The sequence below is a fragment of the Fuerstiella marisgermanici genome (genome assembly GCF_001983935.1).
GTDB classification, from domain to species: Bacteria; Planctomycetota; Planctomycetia; order Planctomycetales; family Planctomycetaceae; genus Fuerstiella; species Fuerstiella marisgermanici.
Genome location: NZ_CP017641.1, coordinates 2,778,089 through 2,794,584, shown reverse-complemented (window position 1 = coordinate 2,794,584; position 16,496 = coordinate 2,778,089). Strand labels below are relative to the sequence as shown.

Genomic DNA, 16,496 nt, shown 5'->3' with positions numbered 1-16,496 from the left:
TTTTTGCTTCGTGTGTTGTGAGAAGATTAGTGGTCGTCGCAAACGCCGTGTGATTAGACGGCGGCTCCGGCGAATTCGCGAATATCGACGACCTGGCCTTCAATCGCGGCAGCGGCGACCATTGCGGGGCTCATCAGCAGGGTTCGACCGGTTGGGCTGCCCTGGCGACCTTTGAAGTTTCGGTTGCTGGACGACGCACAGACTTCACGGCCCTGCAGCTTGTCTGGATTCATCGCCAGACACATGCTGCAACCAGCACCGCGCCATTCGAAGCCGGCTGCTTCGAAGATCTTGTCCAGACCTTCTTCCATCGCCTGCTGACGAACCAGCTGAGATCCCGGCACGACAATCGCTTTGACTCCGTCGGCAACTTTGTGGCCTTCTGCCACGCGAGCCGCTTCGCGCAGGTCGCTGATGCGTCCGTTGGTGCAGGAACCGATGAAGGCAACATCAATCTTCGTGCCGCGAATCGGTTCGCCTTCTGCAAGCCCCATAAAGTCAAGTGCTTCGCCGAGCAACACTCGTTCGCCCGCCGGGCTGTCGGCCAGTTTTGGCAGCGGCTGGCTGACGCCGACTGATTGAGCGGGCGTGATACCCCAGGTCACGGTTGGTTCGATGTCTGATGCGTTGAAGGTGACTTCGTCATCGAATTCTGCTTCGTCGCCAGACGCAAGACTCAACCACCAATCGGCCGCCTTTTCGAATTCGCCACCCTTCGGCGAAAACGGCTTGCCGCGAAGGTATTCGACCGTCTTTTCGTCGGGGTTGATGTAACCGCAGCGAGCTCCCCCTTCGATGCTCATGTTGCAGACCGTCATGCGTTCTTCCATCGTCATTGCGTCGAAGGTTGAACCTGCGTATTCGTAGGCGTAGCCAACGCCGCCCTGCACGCCCAACTGCTGGATGATGTGCAGAATGACGTCCTTGGCATACACGCCGGGAGCCAATTCGCCATTGACTGTGATGCGACGCACTTTCGGGCGGTTCAGAAACATTGTCTGAGTCGCCAGTACCTGAGCCACGTTGCTGGTGCCGATTCCGATCGCGATGCTGCCGAAGGCTCCGTGAGTGCTGGTATGGCTATCGCCGCAGACGATCGTCATGCCTGGTTGAGTCAGTCCCTGTTCAGGCCCGACCACGTGAACGATGCCCTGGCGTCCATCTTTCAGGTCCAGCAACCGCACGCCGAATTCGTCGCAGTTTTGTTCGATGGCAGACATCATCTGTTCGGCCAGACCGTCCTGAAACGGACGCGACTGGTCGGCTGTTGGGACGATGTGGTCAACCGTGGCCACGGTTTGGTCCGGGTATGCAACCTTCAATCCGCGTTCTCGCAGGATTTCGAATGCCTGAGGACTGGTGACTTCGTGAATGAGGTGCAGGCCGATAAAAAGCTGAGTCTGCTGATTGGGCAGCGTGCGGACGGCGTGAAGATCCCAGACCTTGTTGAACAGGTTTCGACGATCGGACATGGACAGATTTCTTACAATGGACCAGTGTTTTTGTGACACGACACCAGTAAACGGTGGCGAGTTCGGAAGTATAGCGTGGGAGTCGGCCTGATTTCAGCGTCTTGCCCGGGATCTGTAATCGAAATCGTCAGATGCGTGCGGAAACGCAGGTCCACACCGGGGAACTGGCGGGCGCCGCCAGCCCGTTTTCCTCAGCAAAAAGGCAACATCTGGGTGAAGCCACCGCGATACACTACAATCTTTCATGGCAACACCGTACCTCATCATCGACGGCTACAACCTGATGCACGCCGCCGGGCTTGCCCGCCGTAGCTATGCGCAAGGTGATCTGGCTCACTGCCGCCGCCAGCTGAACCAACTACTGGTCGCCGATCTGGAAGTTGGTGTGCTGGCTCGAGCGACCGTTGTCTACGATGCGTTCGATTCGCCTTCGAACAGCAATCGGCAACACCGGCACGCCGGACTGGCGATCTTGTTCGCTCCGAAGGGAGCCGACGCAGATTCGGAAATCGAACGGCTCTTGAATCAACACAGCTCGCCGCGGCAGGTGCTGGTTGTGTCCAGCGATCACCGTCTGCACAAAGCTGCCAAGCGTCGCAAGGCGAAGTGCATTGACAGCGAAGACTTTCTGACCGCATTGCAAGCGGAAGCCGCACCGAAGCCGGTCTCACGAACGCGGAAGTCCACGAAGTCGCCTCCGCCAGCCACCACGCCTGCACCCGTCGATACGGATTCATTACAGCAGTGGGCAGACCAGCACGAACAGCAAGCCGCAGCAACGGAAGACTCGCCAGGCCCAACAGTCTTTGAAGTCAACTATCTGCAACAGTTGCAGGATGACGTTAAGAAGGGACGGCTACGCTAAGGCATCGTGGCCGATTGAGCGGGCCACAGTCCAAGCTGCAAGAAACGGTTAGCTCACTTTACCTCACCCGCCCAGCATTGGCGGATATCGGCCAGACGCCGTTCTACGGAACGCAGACTCAGGCCCAGCGACTCCGCAATCTCATGATTCGTGGATCCCGCCGTCTTCATCACAGCGATCGCCTGAAGATTCGTGTCTGTCAGGGACTCAAGCAATTCCGTACAGCGTTCGGTAATCATCAACTGCATGTCCGGGGCCTGCGTTGATGACGCGATCCGTTCAAACAGAGCCGTCCGGCTGCCTTCTGACGAATCGAATGCGGATTCGTGATACACTTTGCCAGCACCACGTTTGAGGCGGTTTTCGCGGTTGATTTCGTCAATCACGTTGCGTGTGGCTACCGTGACCAGCAATCGCCAGAACGCTTCTCGGTTATGTAACGAAGGGTATTTGCCGTCCAGAAGCCCGCGAAACAGTTCACTGATTGATTCCAGAGCCACGTCTTCTTCGTCAGACACACCTCGCATCTGCGACCGCAGTCGGTTTTTCACCAGAAACTTCAGCCGAGCGTAAAACCGTTTCCACAGAAAGTCCGCGCCATCTTCGTCGCCACTTTGCATGCGCCGAATGATGCGGGTGATCGAACCTTCATCATCAGGGTCGTCTTGTGGAGGTATGTTGAAACCGGTTTTTGTCACGTGTGGCCCCATGGTTTACTGTACATCTGATTTCATCGTACAGTCACAAAGCCAGAAGCGACAGGTCTCAACGCGAGGATTTTTTGCTGGCTGCGCGAAATCGTCAGCAATCCAGAAAACTGATGTCCGGTGAACAGACAAATGTCTACGCCAGTATCTACTGACCTAATTCGCGGCGAATCGCTTTGACCAGCGTCGTCGGTGACGAAACCTCACCCGTGATTGTCGATTGAGGGAACATTAGTTTAGGAACCGTTCCCTGGCCGACTCGCTTGTACAGCTCCACATGCTTGGCCACGTAACTTTGGGCGTGTGGCAGAGCCAGTTCGGCTGCAAGCTGCTTTTGCCCAACAAGTTCCGCCGCCTTTTGTCGCGCCTGAGCAGCAGAGCGGTGACCTTCGAACATCCAATCGTGGAAGGTCTTGAACTTCTCCCGATCGACTCGCCAAACAGCGACTGAAATGCGAGCCAACTCGCAGGCTTCTCGGTGAGCCGGACCGGTATTTCGAACTGTGCTATTGCAGCTTCCATCCAGTGGCACTGGCAAAGCAATGACGGCCAGATCGTCGCCCAGCTTTTCGAACGCTCCATCGATTGCTCGATGAGTATTGCGGCAATGCGGGCACGTGTAGTCGAACATTTCGACGAAGATGTACTTGGCATCTGGGTTGCCAAGAATCGGCCATTGTCGGCTGTTGAGGCGAAACTTGTTGCCTGAAACCGACACTAACCGAGTGGTCGGGATCACGGGCTTCTGAACTCTGGTGGTTTCCGCTTCTGTTTGTTTGGCGTTTTCGTCAGCGCCCGTGCCGGCTGGCTTCTTGTCGTCGAACGGTAGCAGCTGAGCCAGCGCTGAGGCAGTCGATGGGCTGATGAACAACAACGCGGCTGTGGCTGCGGTGGCACCGGGATCTTCCTCTGCTGACGGCTTCTGATCATCGTTCGCCTCGTTGGCGGTCACGTCCGGTTTGTCAGTCGCTGTTTTCTTGCCAGTTGAATCTGTGGTGCTGTCCGTCGAATTTCCTTCACCAGCTACAGCATTAGGCGACTTTGTGGGGATCGCACCTGTCGGCGGCACGAATTCATTGTCGGTGACAACTGGTGGTTCGATAACTGCAGGCGGTTCGAAAACGGAGGTCTCTTCAATCGCTGGTGGAGCGAACAGTCCATCGTCGTCGGCAGAGGCAACGGCACCCGGCGGTGCGAAATCGATTGGTGCGTCAAATTCTGCACCGTCAACAACTTCAGCCGGATCACTTGAATCGTCGAATCGCTCGACGGTGAAAGTTTGAGGGGGCTTGGCCAAAATTTGAGCCGTCATCAGCGCGCCGATCCCAGCCAGGCTGATGGAGGACAACAAGCCCGTCTGCTTTGCTCCCAGCGGGTGCTTCCACAGCACGATTCCCGCCAGCAGCAGTCCGCACGTGTGAGCCGCAAGGCAGTAAGAGCACAGGTGCTCGACCACGAACACCTGAATGCCGATGAACCACAGCGCTGCCATTCCGGCCGCCAATGCGCCGACCGTTAGAATGCTCCATCCTGTCTTCAGCAGTTGTTCAGGAACGCTCGGGCGAATGAACGCGAGTACCGCCAGCAGGCTGGCATACAGACCGAACGCGGGCACGCTGACGGACAGGCCAAACACCTTGGCGTATTTGCTGGTCAGAACGTGACCACAGTCGAACACGCTGCCGCCGCCGCAGCCATACACTTCCGATGCCTGGAATGCGGTCCATGCAAGATAGCCGCTGATGCACAGGGCCAAACTGCACAACAACCGACAGGTCCATAACAATGGCCGGGACGGCAGAAGTGAAGAAGCTGATTGATCTGGGCTGACTGAGGACGTCACGACCTGATTCTCCCAATGGGAAAGGAATCTGAGGGAACAGACGAAAATGGTTACACTCACTGGAGACCGCATCCGTGCGTGAACCGAGCGTTCTCCTCATTCAGCGTAGCCGATAACCGGCTCGCTATCGTGACCGAAAATCCCGTCCCCTTGTTATTATTAGGGGAATGACAAACTGTCCAGTCAAGGATTTCCTCGATCGTCCAGTTTACGGATTCGGAACTGGTCGGATAATCGACGCGACACGACCGCACCCGCCACTTCTGACCAACAAATCAACGCATCGCCGCATAAAATGTGTTCGTCGGGAACTTCGCCGGTCTGTGAAATTGATCGTGCACAATTGAATTTCTTACAACGAAGAATGTTCGATTCGTTCGCTCAGGAATTCAGAAATCGCCACAACAGGCACTTTGCACCAAATAGGGCGCTCTCCTCCGTCGCTGCCGAGCCAAATGTGGTGGCGATCCACTACCCGTTTTCGTCATCGAACTGCGCGACGTTTTCCGGTCGCATGGCGAATGGCTTTGACTCTTGTGCGGAGCTGATCAGCGAATCGCAATGGGCGAGAAGCGCGACGTAGGCTTTGGGGAATCCGGAGATCCAATACGTGTTTGGGGCTTCGTAGCGAGCCACATGCAAGCGTATCCCAGTTCTGCGCAGCCCGACAACGGAGGCGAAGATGCATATGATTCCCAGCACTGTGTTCAGCGGAACGTCGGGGCTTTCGAGTGGGATGCCGACAAACATGCTTGCGATTCCGACCCAGAACAGCACCAGGAAGCCCGCCTTCGTCCATCGCTGCTTGCGGCGCGTTTGACGGGATAGCCAATAGATGACACGGCAGGACCGCTGCCTGATCACGAGGCTAAAAATCGCATACTCAGCCGTCACTGATGCGGGCACCAGATCTTCGGTGTCGCTGGTGAGCGGACAAATCGAAGGCAAGATGACCTCGCGCCCGCAAACGACCGCGTTGCCGACAACCTGAAACGAGTACGGATCGTTGGTGCTGGTGTCACTCTCACCTTTGCCCATGCATTCTGCGGAAACAGCATAAGGATTTTCTTCGTCCATCGAACTATCCGCGGCAGTGGCAGGAACAGCGTGGGACCACGAGCATGGATTCGCAGTTAAAACAGTTTCACCCCTGGCTGCAAGCACATGCCAGTTCTTTGACGGCGAACGCGGCGGACGAGTAGACTGACCACCGTGCTTTCAGGGGCACTTCCTCAAATCTACTTAGTGACGGAACCCATTTGACCAGCGCCGTCGTCGAAATTGATGATGTCACGAAAACGTTCGACAATCTCGTCGCCGTCAGTCACGTAAGCCTGCGCGTTGAGCAAGGTCAGACGTTGGGGTTGATCGGTCCCAACGGAGCGGGCAAGACGACTCTGCTGCGGCTGATTTCTTCGCTGGCCAAGCCCGACAGCGGCGATATTCGTATTCACGGAACATCCGTCCGAACGTCGCCTCGCGCCGTCAGAATGCAGCTTGGCTTCATGCCTGCTGAATTCGGCAGCCCACGCAATCTGAACATCGGCGAATACCTTGAGTACTTCGGCTGCATGTACGGCATTCCCAAAACCGAACGCCAACGCAGAATTGGCGACGTCTGTACGCTCACCGATCTAAACGGCCGCGAAGAAGTCATGGTGAAGGGGCTGTCGACCGGCAACCGTCAGCGATTGCTGCTGGCCAAAACGCTGCTGCATGATCCTCAATTGCTGGTCCTGGACGAACCCGCCAGCGGCCTTGATCCTCGAGCACGCACCGAACTTCGAGCCATCGTGCGAGAACTGGCGTCGATGGGAAAGACCATCATCATTAGTTCGCACATTCTGCCCGACATTGAAGAAATCAGCGACCAAATCGGCATCATGGAAGCCGGGCGCCTGGTACTCGACGGCAACCTCGATTCCCTGCGATCGCACTACGGCGCGGCTCAGCGAGTCATCAAAGTTCGAGTGCTGCCGGAACAGCGTGATTTGGCTATTTCAGTTTTGCGGTCGCTTGATGGCGTGAAAAGTTGCGAGCTGCGCGAGCAGTTTTTGGTGATCGATACCGATGAGCCGACCGGAAACTTCGTACTGGCGGAATTGCTGCAGCATGACATTCGCATTCTGCAGTTCGCGGAGGACGCTCCCAACCTGGAAGAAATCTTCATGCGTTCCACGGCGGGAAAAGTCACATGAACGCGTTGCGCAGCTTTCTGGTGTTATTTCAGGATAGCCCGACCTATGGGCGCGATCGAGCCAACCTTGTGTCGGCGTTTACGATCGGTGTCACGGCTTTACTGCTAAACGGGGCCGTCTTGTTCTTAGTGCTGCCTCTGATGCTGGACCCGGACGACCGCGACTTCCGGATGCTGACGGAGAACGTGGAATTCGGTCAGTTACTCGCGCTGGCGCTGCTGGGCGGTGCGGCCGCGTTCGCGACGTTTCTAATTCCGTTGCGATTGATGGGCGTGTTTCTGGGGCCGCGAGTCGGACGCTATTTTGATCAGATCGTGTTAAGCGGTATATCGCCGCTGCGATTCGTGATCGGCAAAGCGACATCTCAGAATTTGTTTCTGTGCCTGATCCTGTTTCTGCTGCAGCCGTATCTCGTGTTGAGTCTCACTTTAGGCGGAGTCGACTTCGGAACGTTTCTGGCAGGGCTGTTCCTTGTGTGGCTGTACTGCATGGCGTTGGCTGTGGTGACGCTGTGGGTGTCGCTGTACATGAACGACATTCTGGCAGCGGGGCTGGTGATTGGCTGCGCGGCCATCCTGGGCGGATTCGGGTTCGCGCCGCTGCCGATTCAGCCGTTTATTGTGACTCCGTTTCCAGCACTGATTCATCCGGTTTATCGGTCGGTGCCCTATTTTCAGAACGAAATCACGACCGGTTTTCTTCCCGTCTTCCTGTCGTGTGCGGCTGGCATGACAGTGGTGATTTGCTTTTCCGTGTTCGCGATTTATCTGGGACCGCTGTACGGCATCATTCAGGAAAACAGCACGTTCGGCGAAGTTGTTCGAGCGGGCGACAGCAAACGAAAGCGATGGTTTCGACTGCGACTGCACATCCAACGGCCTTCGGAAATTGCGTTCTTCTACGAAAACCGCAGCGAGCGATTTCGCCGAATGGAAGGCTTGATTCGTTGGGGCGTCGGGCTGGTGGGAATGCTTGTTTTGTCGCTCGGCTGCTTTGCAGGGTTCTCATTGTTTATTTGGTGGATGGTGACAAACTTCGGCGGTGGTTTGGCAAGTCGCCGGTTCGGATATGGCTTTCATGTCGTGTGCCAGGTGATCCACGGAGTGGGTTTGGCGTTGGCGATGCTCGTATTTTCACATCCGAAGAATTCCACGTTCCTGAGAATACCAGTCGTACGTGGCAAGACGGCCGAGGTCGCGACGCTGGACACCGTGTGCTACGTCGCCTTCGCGATTGTGTCGGCAATTGCAGCGATCTATACGCCGCAGTTGTTTGAACACTTTGCGGCCGTTCCGAATGGTTTCACGGTTTTTCCCCACGGTCTGATGGGCTACCCACAGGAAACGCTCGACCTTGCCAGCATATCCATTCAGTCAACCATGGTGCTTTTGGTCGCGGGCTTCGTGCTATATGCCATCCATCGTTTGGCTTGCCTGTCGACGTGGATGCGGACAGTGGGCTTTATGGCGTCGGCCGCTGTCTATGTGGCCGTGTGCTGCATCGCTCCGTTGTTCATTGTGATGTCGGTGGCTCAAGTGTTTGAGTTCCGGCAGGGGCCATGGGAGATGCCATGGGGGCCGCCGTTCATGCTGATCTCTCCGTTTGCACTGATACTCGATTTGTTCCACGAATTCGGACGACAGATCCTGGTCGGCACATCAACGCTACCGTTCTACATGGCTCACGGCGTGCTGTTGGTGCTGCTGTTGTTCGCCATCCGCTGGCATGGGCGGCGCGTGCGGCGGTTGTATCAGGAGGCCACGTGATGAAGGTTCGCCGCATGCTCGCTGCCGCAATACACCGCGACAGCACACCAACCACCCCTCCCGCAATTCATTGCGGGAGGCGGCGAGCAAGCGAAGCGATGCTCGGGGGAGGGCCGTCCGCGCAACATACATTGGACGTCAGCGCCGCGCAACGCAGCGGCACCCCCTCCCGGACTTTGCTTCGTTCGTCCGACCTCCCCCTACGCTGCGCTGCGGGGAGGTGGAATGTGTTGCGGGCGAGCTTTGTGGTCGTCGCGATTCTGTTCATGGCGCAGGCTGCTCCGTCGGCGTTCGCTCAACGCAATCGAGACGATGCCGACGTTGATACGCCCACTCTTGTTGTCGAAGCGACGGCTGGTTGGGAAGGAACGGTCGACCGCATGATGCCGGTCCCTGTGTCGTTTCTGCTAAGCAACTTTTCAAACACCGTCATCGAAGGACGGCTGGTGCTGCGAGATCCCTGGAATGGTACAGAAGCGGATCTCGGCGAAATCTATCTCAGCGAAGGCGCAACGCGCAGCTTTAGCTCGGTGCAGGGCCTGGAAGACTGGAGCAGCTGTCTGGCCGAATTTCGGTCCGGCAACCGAGTTCTATGGCGACGTGAATTGCCGCTGACGACCGGATTGGAATTTGACACCAGCAAGAATTTCGCCCTGGTGATCAACGACAGCAGTCGAAAGCCATCCTTTCCGGAGTTGCCAGCTGAGGTGGAACGGCGAGTGTTGTCGTCTCAGGAGATTGCTGCCGAATCTGGCCGTCCTGTGCAGTACCTGCAGGCAAAATCGTGGCAGATCCCCGTCCACCATGCGCCGTTAACGGCGGTTCAGGCGATGATCTTTCCGGAAGACACTCCACTGCAGGACATCAACCAGGGGCAGTGGCGAGCGATCGCGGAATGGGTCTGCATGGGCGGTGCGGTTTTCGCTCACGAAGATTCCAACGATGTGATCCAGCAGCTGACGAATTCAACTCCTTTAAGTGCGGAACCAATCCTGCAGCAAAAGCACTTCGCTGTTCGGCGAATGGGACTGGGGTCGATACACCAATACACAGGTCAGCTGTTTCGAGACGACGGAGCGGCGACACGGCAACAGATCGCAGACACGATCGCGCGACTTTCGCGCAATCATATCACAACGCTTGTCGCGTCCGGCCACACAACAAGTTATCGGCGCGACCAGGGGCGAGCGGTCCGGAATCGGTTTCTGGTGGTCGGCTTCTTTTGTCTCTACACGCTGTTTTCGGGGCTGGTCGTTCTGGCGATGTTCCGACAGCCTCGACGCCGCATCGCCGCCTACACGATCGGCATCGTGGTGGTGGCCTCCGTAGCGGCCGGGTCGCTGGGCGGCATGCTTCGAATGAGTTCCGGCGACGTGAATGTTTTCTCAGTCACTCAGGCCGGCGCTGGTGGCGTGGTACAAATGGCAAAGCTGACAGCTGAATCAGCGGGCGGGCGGAACACGAAGATGGCCATCACCGGCAACCGACCGGACCTGCAGTTCACCGGACGAGTGCAGCAGTACCACTACCGTTGGAGTCCCGCCAGTCCTGGTTTTCCGGCCTTCACATGGCAGCCCAACCTGGTGCGTGACGTCGAGAACACTTATCAGATCAACGTCCCAATGACGCCGTGGGGACGACGGCAGCTGTATGCGACTGGCTTCGATCCTCAGATGCGGCCGATGGACATCACGATTGAATTCCAGCCGAACCCGCTGGCTGTTGAACTGCCGAAAACTGAGATGCCGATACCTGTTGGCACGATCGAAGTAACAATCGTGAACCACCTACCGTTTCGAGTTTCCGATTGCACCTTGGTTTTGGGTTTCGCTCGTCCAGCCCCATCGGAAGAAGCGTCCGTTCAGGAGACCAATAGTTACCAAGTCGACCGCTTCGGCAACCTGATCCAACAATCGCAAGCGGGCTCACCAGTGCCGTTTGAATTTTACCACACCCTGCCGATAGCAAACCTGGAAGCGGGTGCCGAGTACCGACACTCTAGCGCGGCAAGCTTTCGGCTTTATCAGAATGACCGTTCGCGCATTTCGACCTGGTATGCTGGCCAGATGACACTGCCTGCCGTTTCGCGAGAAGGCAATCTTGAGGCAAGGCTGGTTGGTCGCATCGACACGTCACAATCCCTGAATGTCGATGAGACCCGCAGCGATTTCGTACCTCGCGACGAACTGCATGTATTCGTTCAGGAAGTGCCGTCCGAAGATCTGCCCGATTCGTTGAAAGCCCAACTGTGAATCGCCGTCGCCGTCTAGACTGTCGCCGCCTCGTTCGCTGTCGCATCGCCGCTACGGTTCAGCCGTAGCTGGCCGCATGCGGCGTCAATATCCGCGCCTTTGCGTTTTCGGACGGTCGTGGCGATGCCTCGATGATCCAGAATCTGTTGGAACTTGCGTGTCATCGGGTCGCCGGGCGCCGTCATTATTAGTTCGTTGACGCCGTTCATCGGGATCAGATTCACGTGAGCGTTGCGGCCGCGCAGCAGCTTGGCCAGTTCCTCGGCGTGCTCCGGCTGGTCATTGATTCCGGACATCAACACGTATTCGTAGGACACTCGCCGCCCCGTCTTGCTGAAGAATTCGTCCGCCGCGGCCAGAATCTCACGCAACCCGGTGCCCTTGTTGACCGGCACGATTTCACTGCGCAATTTTTCGTTGGGCGCGTGTAGCGAAACGGCCAGGTTGAAGGCTTTGCCGCAGTCGGCAAACTGACGAATACGTTTCGGGATGCCGACGGTGGAAACAGTGACGCGGCGAGCTCCCAGGCCGAATCCGTTTTCATCCGTCAGAAAGTTCAACGCTCGCATTAAGTTGCCGTAGTTCGCGAACGGTTCGCCGATACCCATGACGACAAGGTTGGTGATCTTTTCGTCGTCCTTCATCAGACGGTGCAGGACGAGGACCTGTTCGAAAATTTCGGTTTGAGTCAGGTCTCGCTTCACACCCAGCAGCCCGCTGGCGCAGAAGACGCACCCCATCGCGCAGCCGACCTGAGTGCTAATGCAAACGGTGCGACGCCCGGGGTCTCGCATGAGGACACATTCGACCAGTTCGCCGTCGTGCAGCTTTAGCAGCAGCTTTTCCGTTTGGTCGCTGGCAATCTGGTGGCCGACCTGGTCGAAACTGGAGAACGAGAACTCAGCTGCCAGTTTCGTTCGCAGAGCCGCGGACAGATCCGTCATTTCGTCAAAGGACGTGATGCGGCGTTCGATCAGCCATTTCCGGATCTGTTTGGCTCGGAACTTCTTTTCCCCAGCCGCCGCCAGCCACGCCAGCAACTCACTTTCCGGTACGTCCAAAATCGGGCGCAGGCGGTCGCTGGTGTCGGAAATAATGTTCAGTTGCGGCGTTTCGGCAGTCATGCCGGGATTGTAGCGTGTTCCGCCGCGTTAGCAGGATCGATGAGGGGCGGGAGCTATTTTCGGTGGAGAATCCAGCCAATGGGACCAGTGAGTACCCTTGCAGACTCCTGTTCCCATCGCCCAGGCCTATGCCGCTCGGCGAGCAGACTGCCCGGTGGCCGCTGCATTCTGGTACGACCACACCTGCAACGACTGCAAAACCTGATCGGCCACGACCATCGCGTCCACAGCTTCTTTGCCGCCGACTCGAGGTGCGTGCTGACCGCGAATGGCGGCTTTGAAGTCTTCCAGCTCAAGGCTCATGGCATCCGACGAATCGGCCTGCACTTCTTCTGCCGCGATCCACTGGCCGAATACCTGGTCCTTCAGCGTTCGCGGATCGGACGTCGCAGCGGCAATGGCGTGGACAAGAGCCGGGTTGGAACGGAACTGCCCCTGAGCCTGCCAATGACGGACGGTTCGAGTTTGCAGATCCGCCTGCACGCAGCCCGTCGTTCCCCATAGCATCAAACTGCGTTCCGCTTCGGGACTCATTCGACTGGAGGTAATATCGACAATGGTTCCGGAAGGCATCTTCAGGCGAGCGACCGCCATGTCTTCGTGAGGCCCAATGCCAACAGCACCAAAGGCGTCGACGTCCGACGGCATTTCGCCGGTCAGGTCGAGGGCCAGATCGATGTCGTGAATCATCAGGTCGTGCACGACGCCGATATCGGTCGACCGAAACGTGTACGGGGCGACGCGTTGAGCTCGAATGTACAGTGGATGCCCGCAGCGTTCTTTCGCTTCTGTGTAGGCCGGGTTGAAGCGTTCGATGTGACCGACCTGCAGCAGAGCATCGTGTCGAGCGGCCAGTTGCCACAGTGATTCAGCCTGTTCGACTGTCGCTGCCAGCGGCTTTTCGATGAACGTCGCGATGCCCGCTTCCAGAAAGTCAGTGGCCGCGTCGACGTGGTAGATTGTCGGGGCGGCAATGACGACGCCGTCAACTTGCCGATGCAGACCTGCGGCCGTCGGAAACCACTCCGTCCCAAGTTCTTCAGCCAGCTTGCGGCCCGGAACCTCAGCCGGGTCGACAACGCCAATCAGATCGACGTCCGAGGCGTTTGCCAGTTTGCGAGCGTGGTGTTGGCCGAGTGACCCGACGCCGACAACAGCCATTCGCAGGGTAGGTGTTTGGAAGGAAGCGATTTTGGGTGAAGTCATGCTGCTTTTCGCTCGTCTGCGTTGTCCTGAGGTGGGGTGCGGCGAACCGCTTCGCGTGCTCGACCAAGTCGGCCGGCTCGCTGAGCTTCAATGAAGTTCAACAGTTGAGATAATTCGAGCGGCAATATTCCGTCCAGCGTTTCGTCGAAGTGAGCGGCCACTTCAGCCAGCGTTTTTCGTTTGCGGTACAGCATGCGAAACGCTGTGCGTACCACTTCGATGGCGTGTTCAGAAATTCCGGCTCGACGCATTCCGACGATGTTGATTGTTTTCAGAGTCGGATTGTCGCTGCCTGCCGCCAGCATGAAGGGCGGAATGTCGTGGGGCACTCGGCAACCGCCACTCACAAAGCTAAGCCGACCAATCGTACTGAAGTGATGCACGACGGTGTTGCCGGAGACGATGGCTCGATCCTGCACGTGAACGTGCCCGCCCAGCAGCACACCATTCACCAGAATCACGTCGTCGTAAATACGGCAGTTATGAGCGACATGGGCGTTCGCCATCAGCATGTTGCGATTGCCTATGCGAGTCACGCAGTCTTCTTTTTCGGCACCGCGATTAACCGTCACACCTTCGCGGAAGATGTTGTGGTCGCCGATGTGGACTTCCGTTTCGGAATCCTGATAACTGATATCCTGAGGCTCACCGCCGATGACGCAGCCGGGATAAAGTTTGTTGTGGCACCCGAGCGTGGTGCGGCCCGTCAATACGACGTGGCTGGTGAGTTCTGTGAAGTCGCCAACAGTGACGTTGGGGCCGACCAGACAAAATGGACCAACAACGACTCCCTTTCCAAGTCTGGCGGAAGGATCGACCTGAGAAAGAGGCGAAATCTGTGGTTCCATGGTGATCATCCTGATCGGTGTATTATCTGGCGAATCGAATCCGTTCGGTTCGCCAAGTTGTCAGTGCTTTTTCAAACCATTTGTCACGGGCTGATGCGTGCATGTTGCGTTGACTGCATGCTTAGCCCAAGTTCTGATGCAAACAAAGCACTACGCTGCCTTAGACAATAGAGAATTGCTCTTCCCCATCATCGACAGGACTTTCGCCATTTCGTGATTTAATTCGTGGCCACTGCGAGATGCTGTCACGTGGCCGTAAAAACCCGAACCATTTAACGCCAGATCGCCGACGCAATCCAGTATTTTGTGCCGAACGCCCTCATCGGACCAGCGCAACGGATTGTCAATTGGGCCATCCTGGCCGATTACCACAAGGTCCTTTGTTGTAAGGTGTTTGCCGTAGCCCAGCTTTTTCAGAGCACTGACTTCGGATTCCAGCACGAATGTTCTGGCTGGCGAGATTTCGTGATAGAAGAAGGCGGGGGTGATTTCGACGGACAGTTGCTGCGGTGGGACCAGCGACCGCACTCCGTAGTCGAAGTGGTAAGTAATTGCCGTGCAGGGAAATAGATAAGGCCGCACAGTGAGAGTTTGTTTGCGGTTTGAGCTACGGACGGTGTAGACGTCATCCACCTGCACGATGGCGGCGCCGTGGTCCTGACCTTCAATACCAGCGTCCAGAATTCCGTCACAAAATGCTCGGCACGAACCGTCATACGCAGGAAGTTCGGGGCATGTAACTTCGACGATAACGTTGTCGATTTGTAATCCGGCCAGTGCGGCCATCAGATGTTCGGTTGTTTCGATTCGGCAGTCCGGCGTCGAAGCCAAAACAGTGCGACGTGGTTCTCGAACCAGAAAGTCGGTGGTGGCTGGGATGTCTGGCCGATCGACCAGATCAGTTCTGCGAAACACAATCCCCGTGTTCGCAGGCGCGGGAATTAGCCTGGCCGTCGCGTCGTATCCGTGAAACAGGCTCAGCCCACGGAATTCAACCGGCTTGCTAACCGTATTCTGGTAGCGCCGAAGCGTGGGGATTCTTAACGTCGACTGAGAATCGGCGTGAGTGTGTTGCGAAGATTCGGCTTCGATCACTGACACAGGTCTGTTTTCCGCTGGAACATGCAAAAGCCGACACGCGACTCCCACAGGTGGGGAGTCGCTGTCGGACTGGATTCAGCCGTCAGGTTTGGTCGGCAGGCCATTGGTCTGCGACACAGACGGCACTATTTCCGAATTGGCGTTCCGCCAGAGTTAGAAACAGCCTTGGCTGGAACCGGCTTGTAGCCAGGTGACTTTTCGTACTGCTGGTTCAGGTAGTTCAGCACAACATCCGTGATGTCGTTTTCAGGAGTCGTGTAGATGAACGTTTTGTTCATTGTCTGCACAGCGTCCTGAGGATTGGTCGTGTCGTCGATGCCCTTGCGATTGAATCGCAGGATGTGGTCGAATTCCGCATGCTTTGCGTAAGCGGTCACAGCAGCAGTGACGTCTGTGTAGATCACTTTGAACATTTCAGATTCGCGGCGAGCAAGCTGACGCTGCGTGCTGGCTCGGAAGGAATCGAACTTGCCCTTCTGATCCAGAATGTTCTTTTCTGCTGTTTCGTACTGAGGCCCACCGGCGTCGTACTTTTTCATTTCGGTCTGCATCTGCTGCAGGCGTTCTACCATCTTTTTGGCTTCGGCGTCACTTTTGACAATTTCCGCCTGCAGATCGGTGCGCAGTGCTTCGAACTTTTTGTAGTTCTGGAAGACATGAGCCATGTCGATCACGCCAATGCGATGTGGCGTCTTGGCGGCGGTCTGCGCCTGAACAGTGGCGGTCGATGTCGTAGCAATGACCGCGAGGGCGAGCAGCGAGAGAATGAGTTTTTTCACGGGATGGGCACTCCTTTGCCGGTTGCAGCCCCGATCCGTGGGGCGTTTGAACGCAAAATGCTTTGTGAGTTCTTTGAGGTGAGATTTCAGATGGGGTGCGGCCACAATTTTTGGACGCAGCCGAAATGTCCCAGACGCGGCCTGTCTGGTCAAGATCTCTGCCCCCTCCTGATGGCAAATTTGTCCGCTAATCGTGGCGGCGACTCGCGAATCGGCACATTCTGCGAGGTTGAAGATTCGTCTCCAGCGATTTCCTCGTATGTGATAGCTTGCCCGTGTCGCCGAAAGGCAGTTCAAACTCTGTTTTGACAGGTCTCGGCAATAAACTGGCCGCG

General features: G+C 56.8%; 13 protein-coding genes. 4 read left to right on the top strand and 9 right to left on the bottom strand.

What is annotated here, in order from left to right; all coding sequences use genetic code 11:
* Positions 1-53: 53 nt before the first annotated feature.
* The gene (leuC, locus tag Fuma_RS10585) at positions 54-1,472 is read right to left on the bottom strand and encodes a 3-isopropylmalate dehydratase large subunit (protein WP_077024114.1); all 1,419 of its coding nucleotides are present in this window, start codon (positions 1,470-1,472) and stop codon (positions 54-56) included.
* A gap of 244 nt (positions 1,473-1,716) precedes the next feature.
* Here leuC and Fuma_RS10580 point away from each other — a divergent pair, with 244 nt between their 5' ends.
* On the top strand, positions 1,717-2,337 hold the full coding sequence (locus tag Fuma_RS10580) for an NYN domain-containing protein (protein WP_077024113.1): 621 nt from the start codon (positions 1,717-1,719) through the stop codon (positions 2,335-2,337).
* 53 nt (positions 2,338-2,390) lie between these two features.
* Here the strand turns inward: Fuma_RS10580 and Fuma_RS10575 are convergent, their stop codons facing one another.
* The 3 genes from Fuma_RS10575 to Fuma_RS10560 form a co-directional block, all read right to left on the bottom strand.
* Positions 2,391-3,047, bottom strand: coding sequence for an ECF-type sigma factor (locus Fuma_RS10575; protein ID WP_077024112.1), 657 nt, complete (start codon positions 3,045-3,047; stop codon positions 2,391-2,393).
* Between the two features lie 145 nt (positions 3,048-3,192).
* Complete coding sequence (locus Fuma_RS10570; RefSeq protein ID WP_077024111.1) at positions 3,193-4,812, bottom strand: vitamin K epoxide reductase family protein; 1,620 nt, start codon at positions 4,810-4,812, stop codon at positions 3,193-3,195.
* Positions 4,813-5,358: 546 nt separating this feature from the next.
* Positions 5,359-5,964 (bottom strand): hypothetical protein, encoded by a 606-nt coding sequence (locus tag Fuma_RS10560; protein ID WP_077024109.1) that lies wholly within the window; start codon positions 5,962-5,964, stop codon positions 5,359-5,361.
* A 182-nt stretch (positions 5,965-6,146) separates the two neighbouring features.
* On the opposite strand from Fuma_RS10560, the gene Fuma_RS10555 reads away from it, so the two are divergent.
* The 3 genes from Fuma_RS10555 (at position 6,147) to Fuma_RS10545 (ending at position 11,103) form a co-directional block, all read left to right on the top strand.
* Positions 6,147-7,085 carry an ABC transporter ATP-binding protein gene (locus Fuma_RS10555; RefSeq protein WP_077024108.1) on the top strand — a complete coding sequence of 313 codons (939 nt, stop codon included), beginning with the start codon at positions 6,147-6,149 and terminating at the stop codon, positions 7,083-7,085.
* Positions 7,082-8,851: a hypothetical protein gene (locus tag Fuma_RS10550; RefSeq protein WP_077024107.1), complete on the top strand. Its 1,770-nt coding sequence runs from the start codon at positions 7,082-7,084 to the stop codon at positions 8,849-8,851. The genes Fuma_RS10555 and Fuma_RS10550 overlap by 4 nt, the downstream gene beginning before the upstream one ends.
* Positions 8,852-9,078: 227 nt before the next feature.
* Positions 9,079-11,103 carry a hypothetical protein gene (locus tag Fuma_RS10545; RefSeq protein WP_145944095.1) on the top strand — a complete coding sequence of 675 codons (2,025 nt, stop codon included), beginning with the start codon at positions 9,079-9,081 and terminating at the stop codon, positions 11,101-11,103.
* 14 nt (positions 11,104-11,117) lie between these two features.
* Here the strand turns inward: Fuma_RS10545 and rlmN are convergent, their stop codons facing one another.
* The 5 genes from rlmN to Fuma_RS35225 form a co-directional block, all read right to left on the bottom strand.
* Entirely contained in the window at positions 11,118-12,227 is a 1,110-nt protein-coding gene (gene rlmN, locus Fuma_RS10540; protein ID WP_083731950.1) for a dual-specificity RNA methyltransferase RlmN, read from the bottom strand.
* Positions 12,228-12,353: 126 nt separating this feature from the next.
* The gene (locus tag Fuma_RS10535) at positions 12,354-13,433 is read right to left on the bottom strand and encodes a Gfo/Idh/MocA family protein (protein WP_083731949.1); all 1,080 of its coding nucleotides are present in this window, start codon (positions 13,431-13,433) and stop codon (positions 12,354-12,356) included.
* Entirely contained in the window at positions 13,430-14,281 is an 852-nt protein-coding gene (gene lpxA / locus Fuma_RS10530; protein ID WP_077024104.1) for an acyl-ACP--UDP-N-acetylglucosamine O-acyltransferase, read from the bottom strand. Before lpxA ends, Fuma_RS10535 begins: the two co-directional genes overlap by 4 nt.
* Positions 14,282-14,431: 150 nt before the next feature.
* Positions 14,432-15,382 carry a UDP-3-O-acyl-N-acetylglucosamine deacetylase gene (locus Fuma_RS10525; protein WP_158520936.1) on the bottom strand — a complete coding sequence of 317 codons (951 nt, stop codon included), beginning with the start codon at positions 15,380-15,382 and terminating at the stop codon, positions 14,432-14,434.
* Between the two features lie 125 nt (positions 15,383-15,507).
* The gene (locus tag Fuma_RS35225; RefSeq protein WP_158520935.1) at positions 15,508-16,161 is read right to left on the bottom strand and encodes an OmpH/Skp family outer membrane protein; all 654 of its coding nucleotides are present in this window, start codon (positions 16,159-16,161) and stop codon (positions 15,508-15,510) included.
* Positions 16,162-16,496: the final 335 nt, after the last annotated feature.

Excerpts from the sequence above, each read along its gene's own strand:
- Fuma_RS10535 (WP_083731949.1), bottom strand. The coding sequence starts at position 13,433 with ATGACTTCACCCAAAATCGCTTCCTTCCAAACACCTACCCTGCGAATG.
- lpxA (WP_077024104.1), bottom strand. The coding sequence starts at position 14,281 with ATGGAACCACAGATTTCGCCTCTTTCTCAGGTCGATCCTTCCGCCAGA.
- Fuma_RS10580 (WP_077024113.1), top strand. The coding sequence starts at position 1,717 with ATGGCAACACCGTACCTCATCATCGACGGCTACAACCTGATGCACGCC.
- Fuma_RS10550 (WP_077024107.1), top strand. The coding sequence starts at position 7,082 with ATGAACGCGTTGCGCAGCTTTCTGGTGTTATTTCAGGATAGCCCGACC.
- Fuma_RS10560 (WP_077024109.1), bottom strand. The coding sequence starts at position 5,964 with ATGGACGAAGAAAATCCTTATGCTGTTTCCGCAGAATGCATGGGCAAA.
- Fuma_RS10575 (WP_077024112.1), bottom strand. The coding sequence starts at position 3,047 with ATGGGGCCACACGTGACAAAAACCGGTTTCAACATACCTCCACAAGAC.
- leuC (WP_077024114.1), bottom strand. The coding sequence starts at position 1,472 with ATGTCCGATCGTCGAAACCTGTTCAACAAGGTCTGGGATCTTCACGCC.
- rlmN (WP_083731950.1), bottom strand. The coding sequence starts at position 12,227 with ATGACTGCCGAAACGCCGCAACTGAACATTATTTCCGACACCAGCGAC.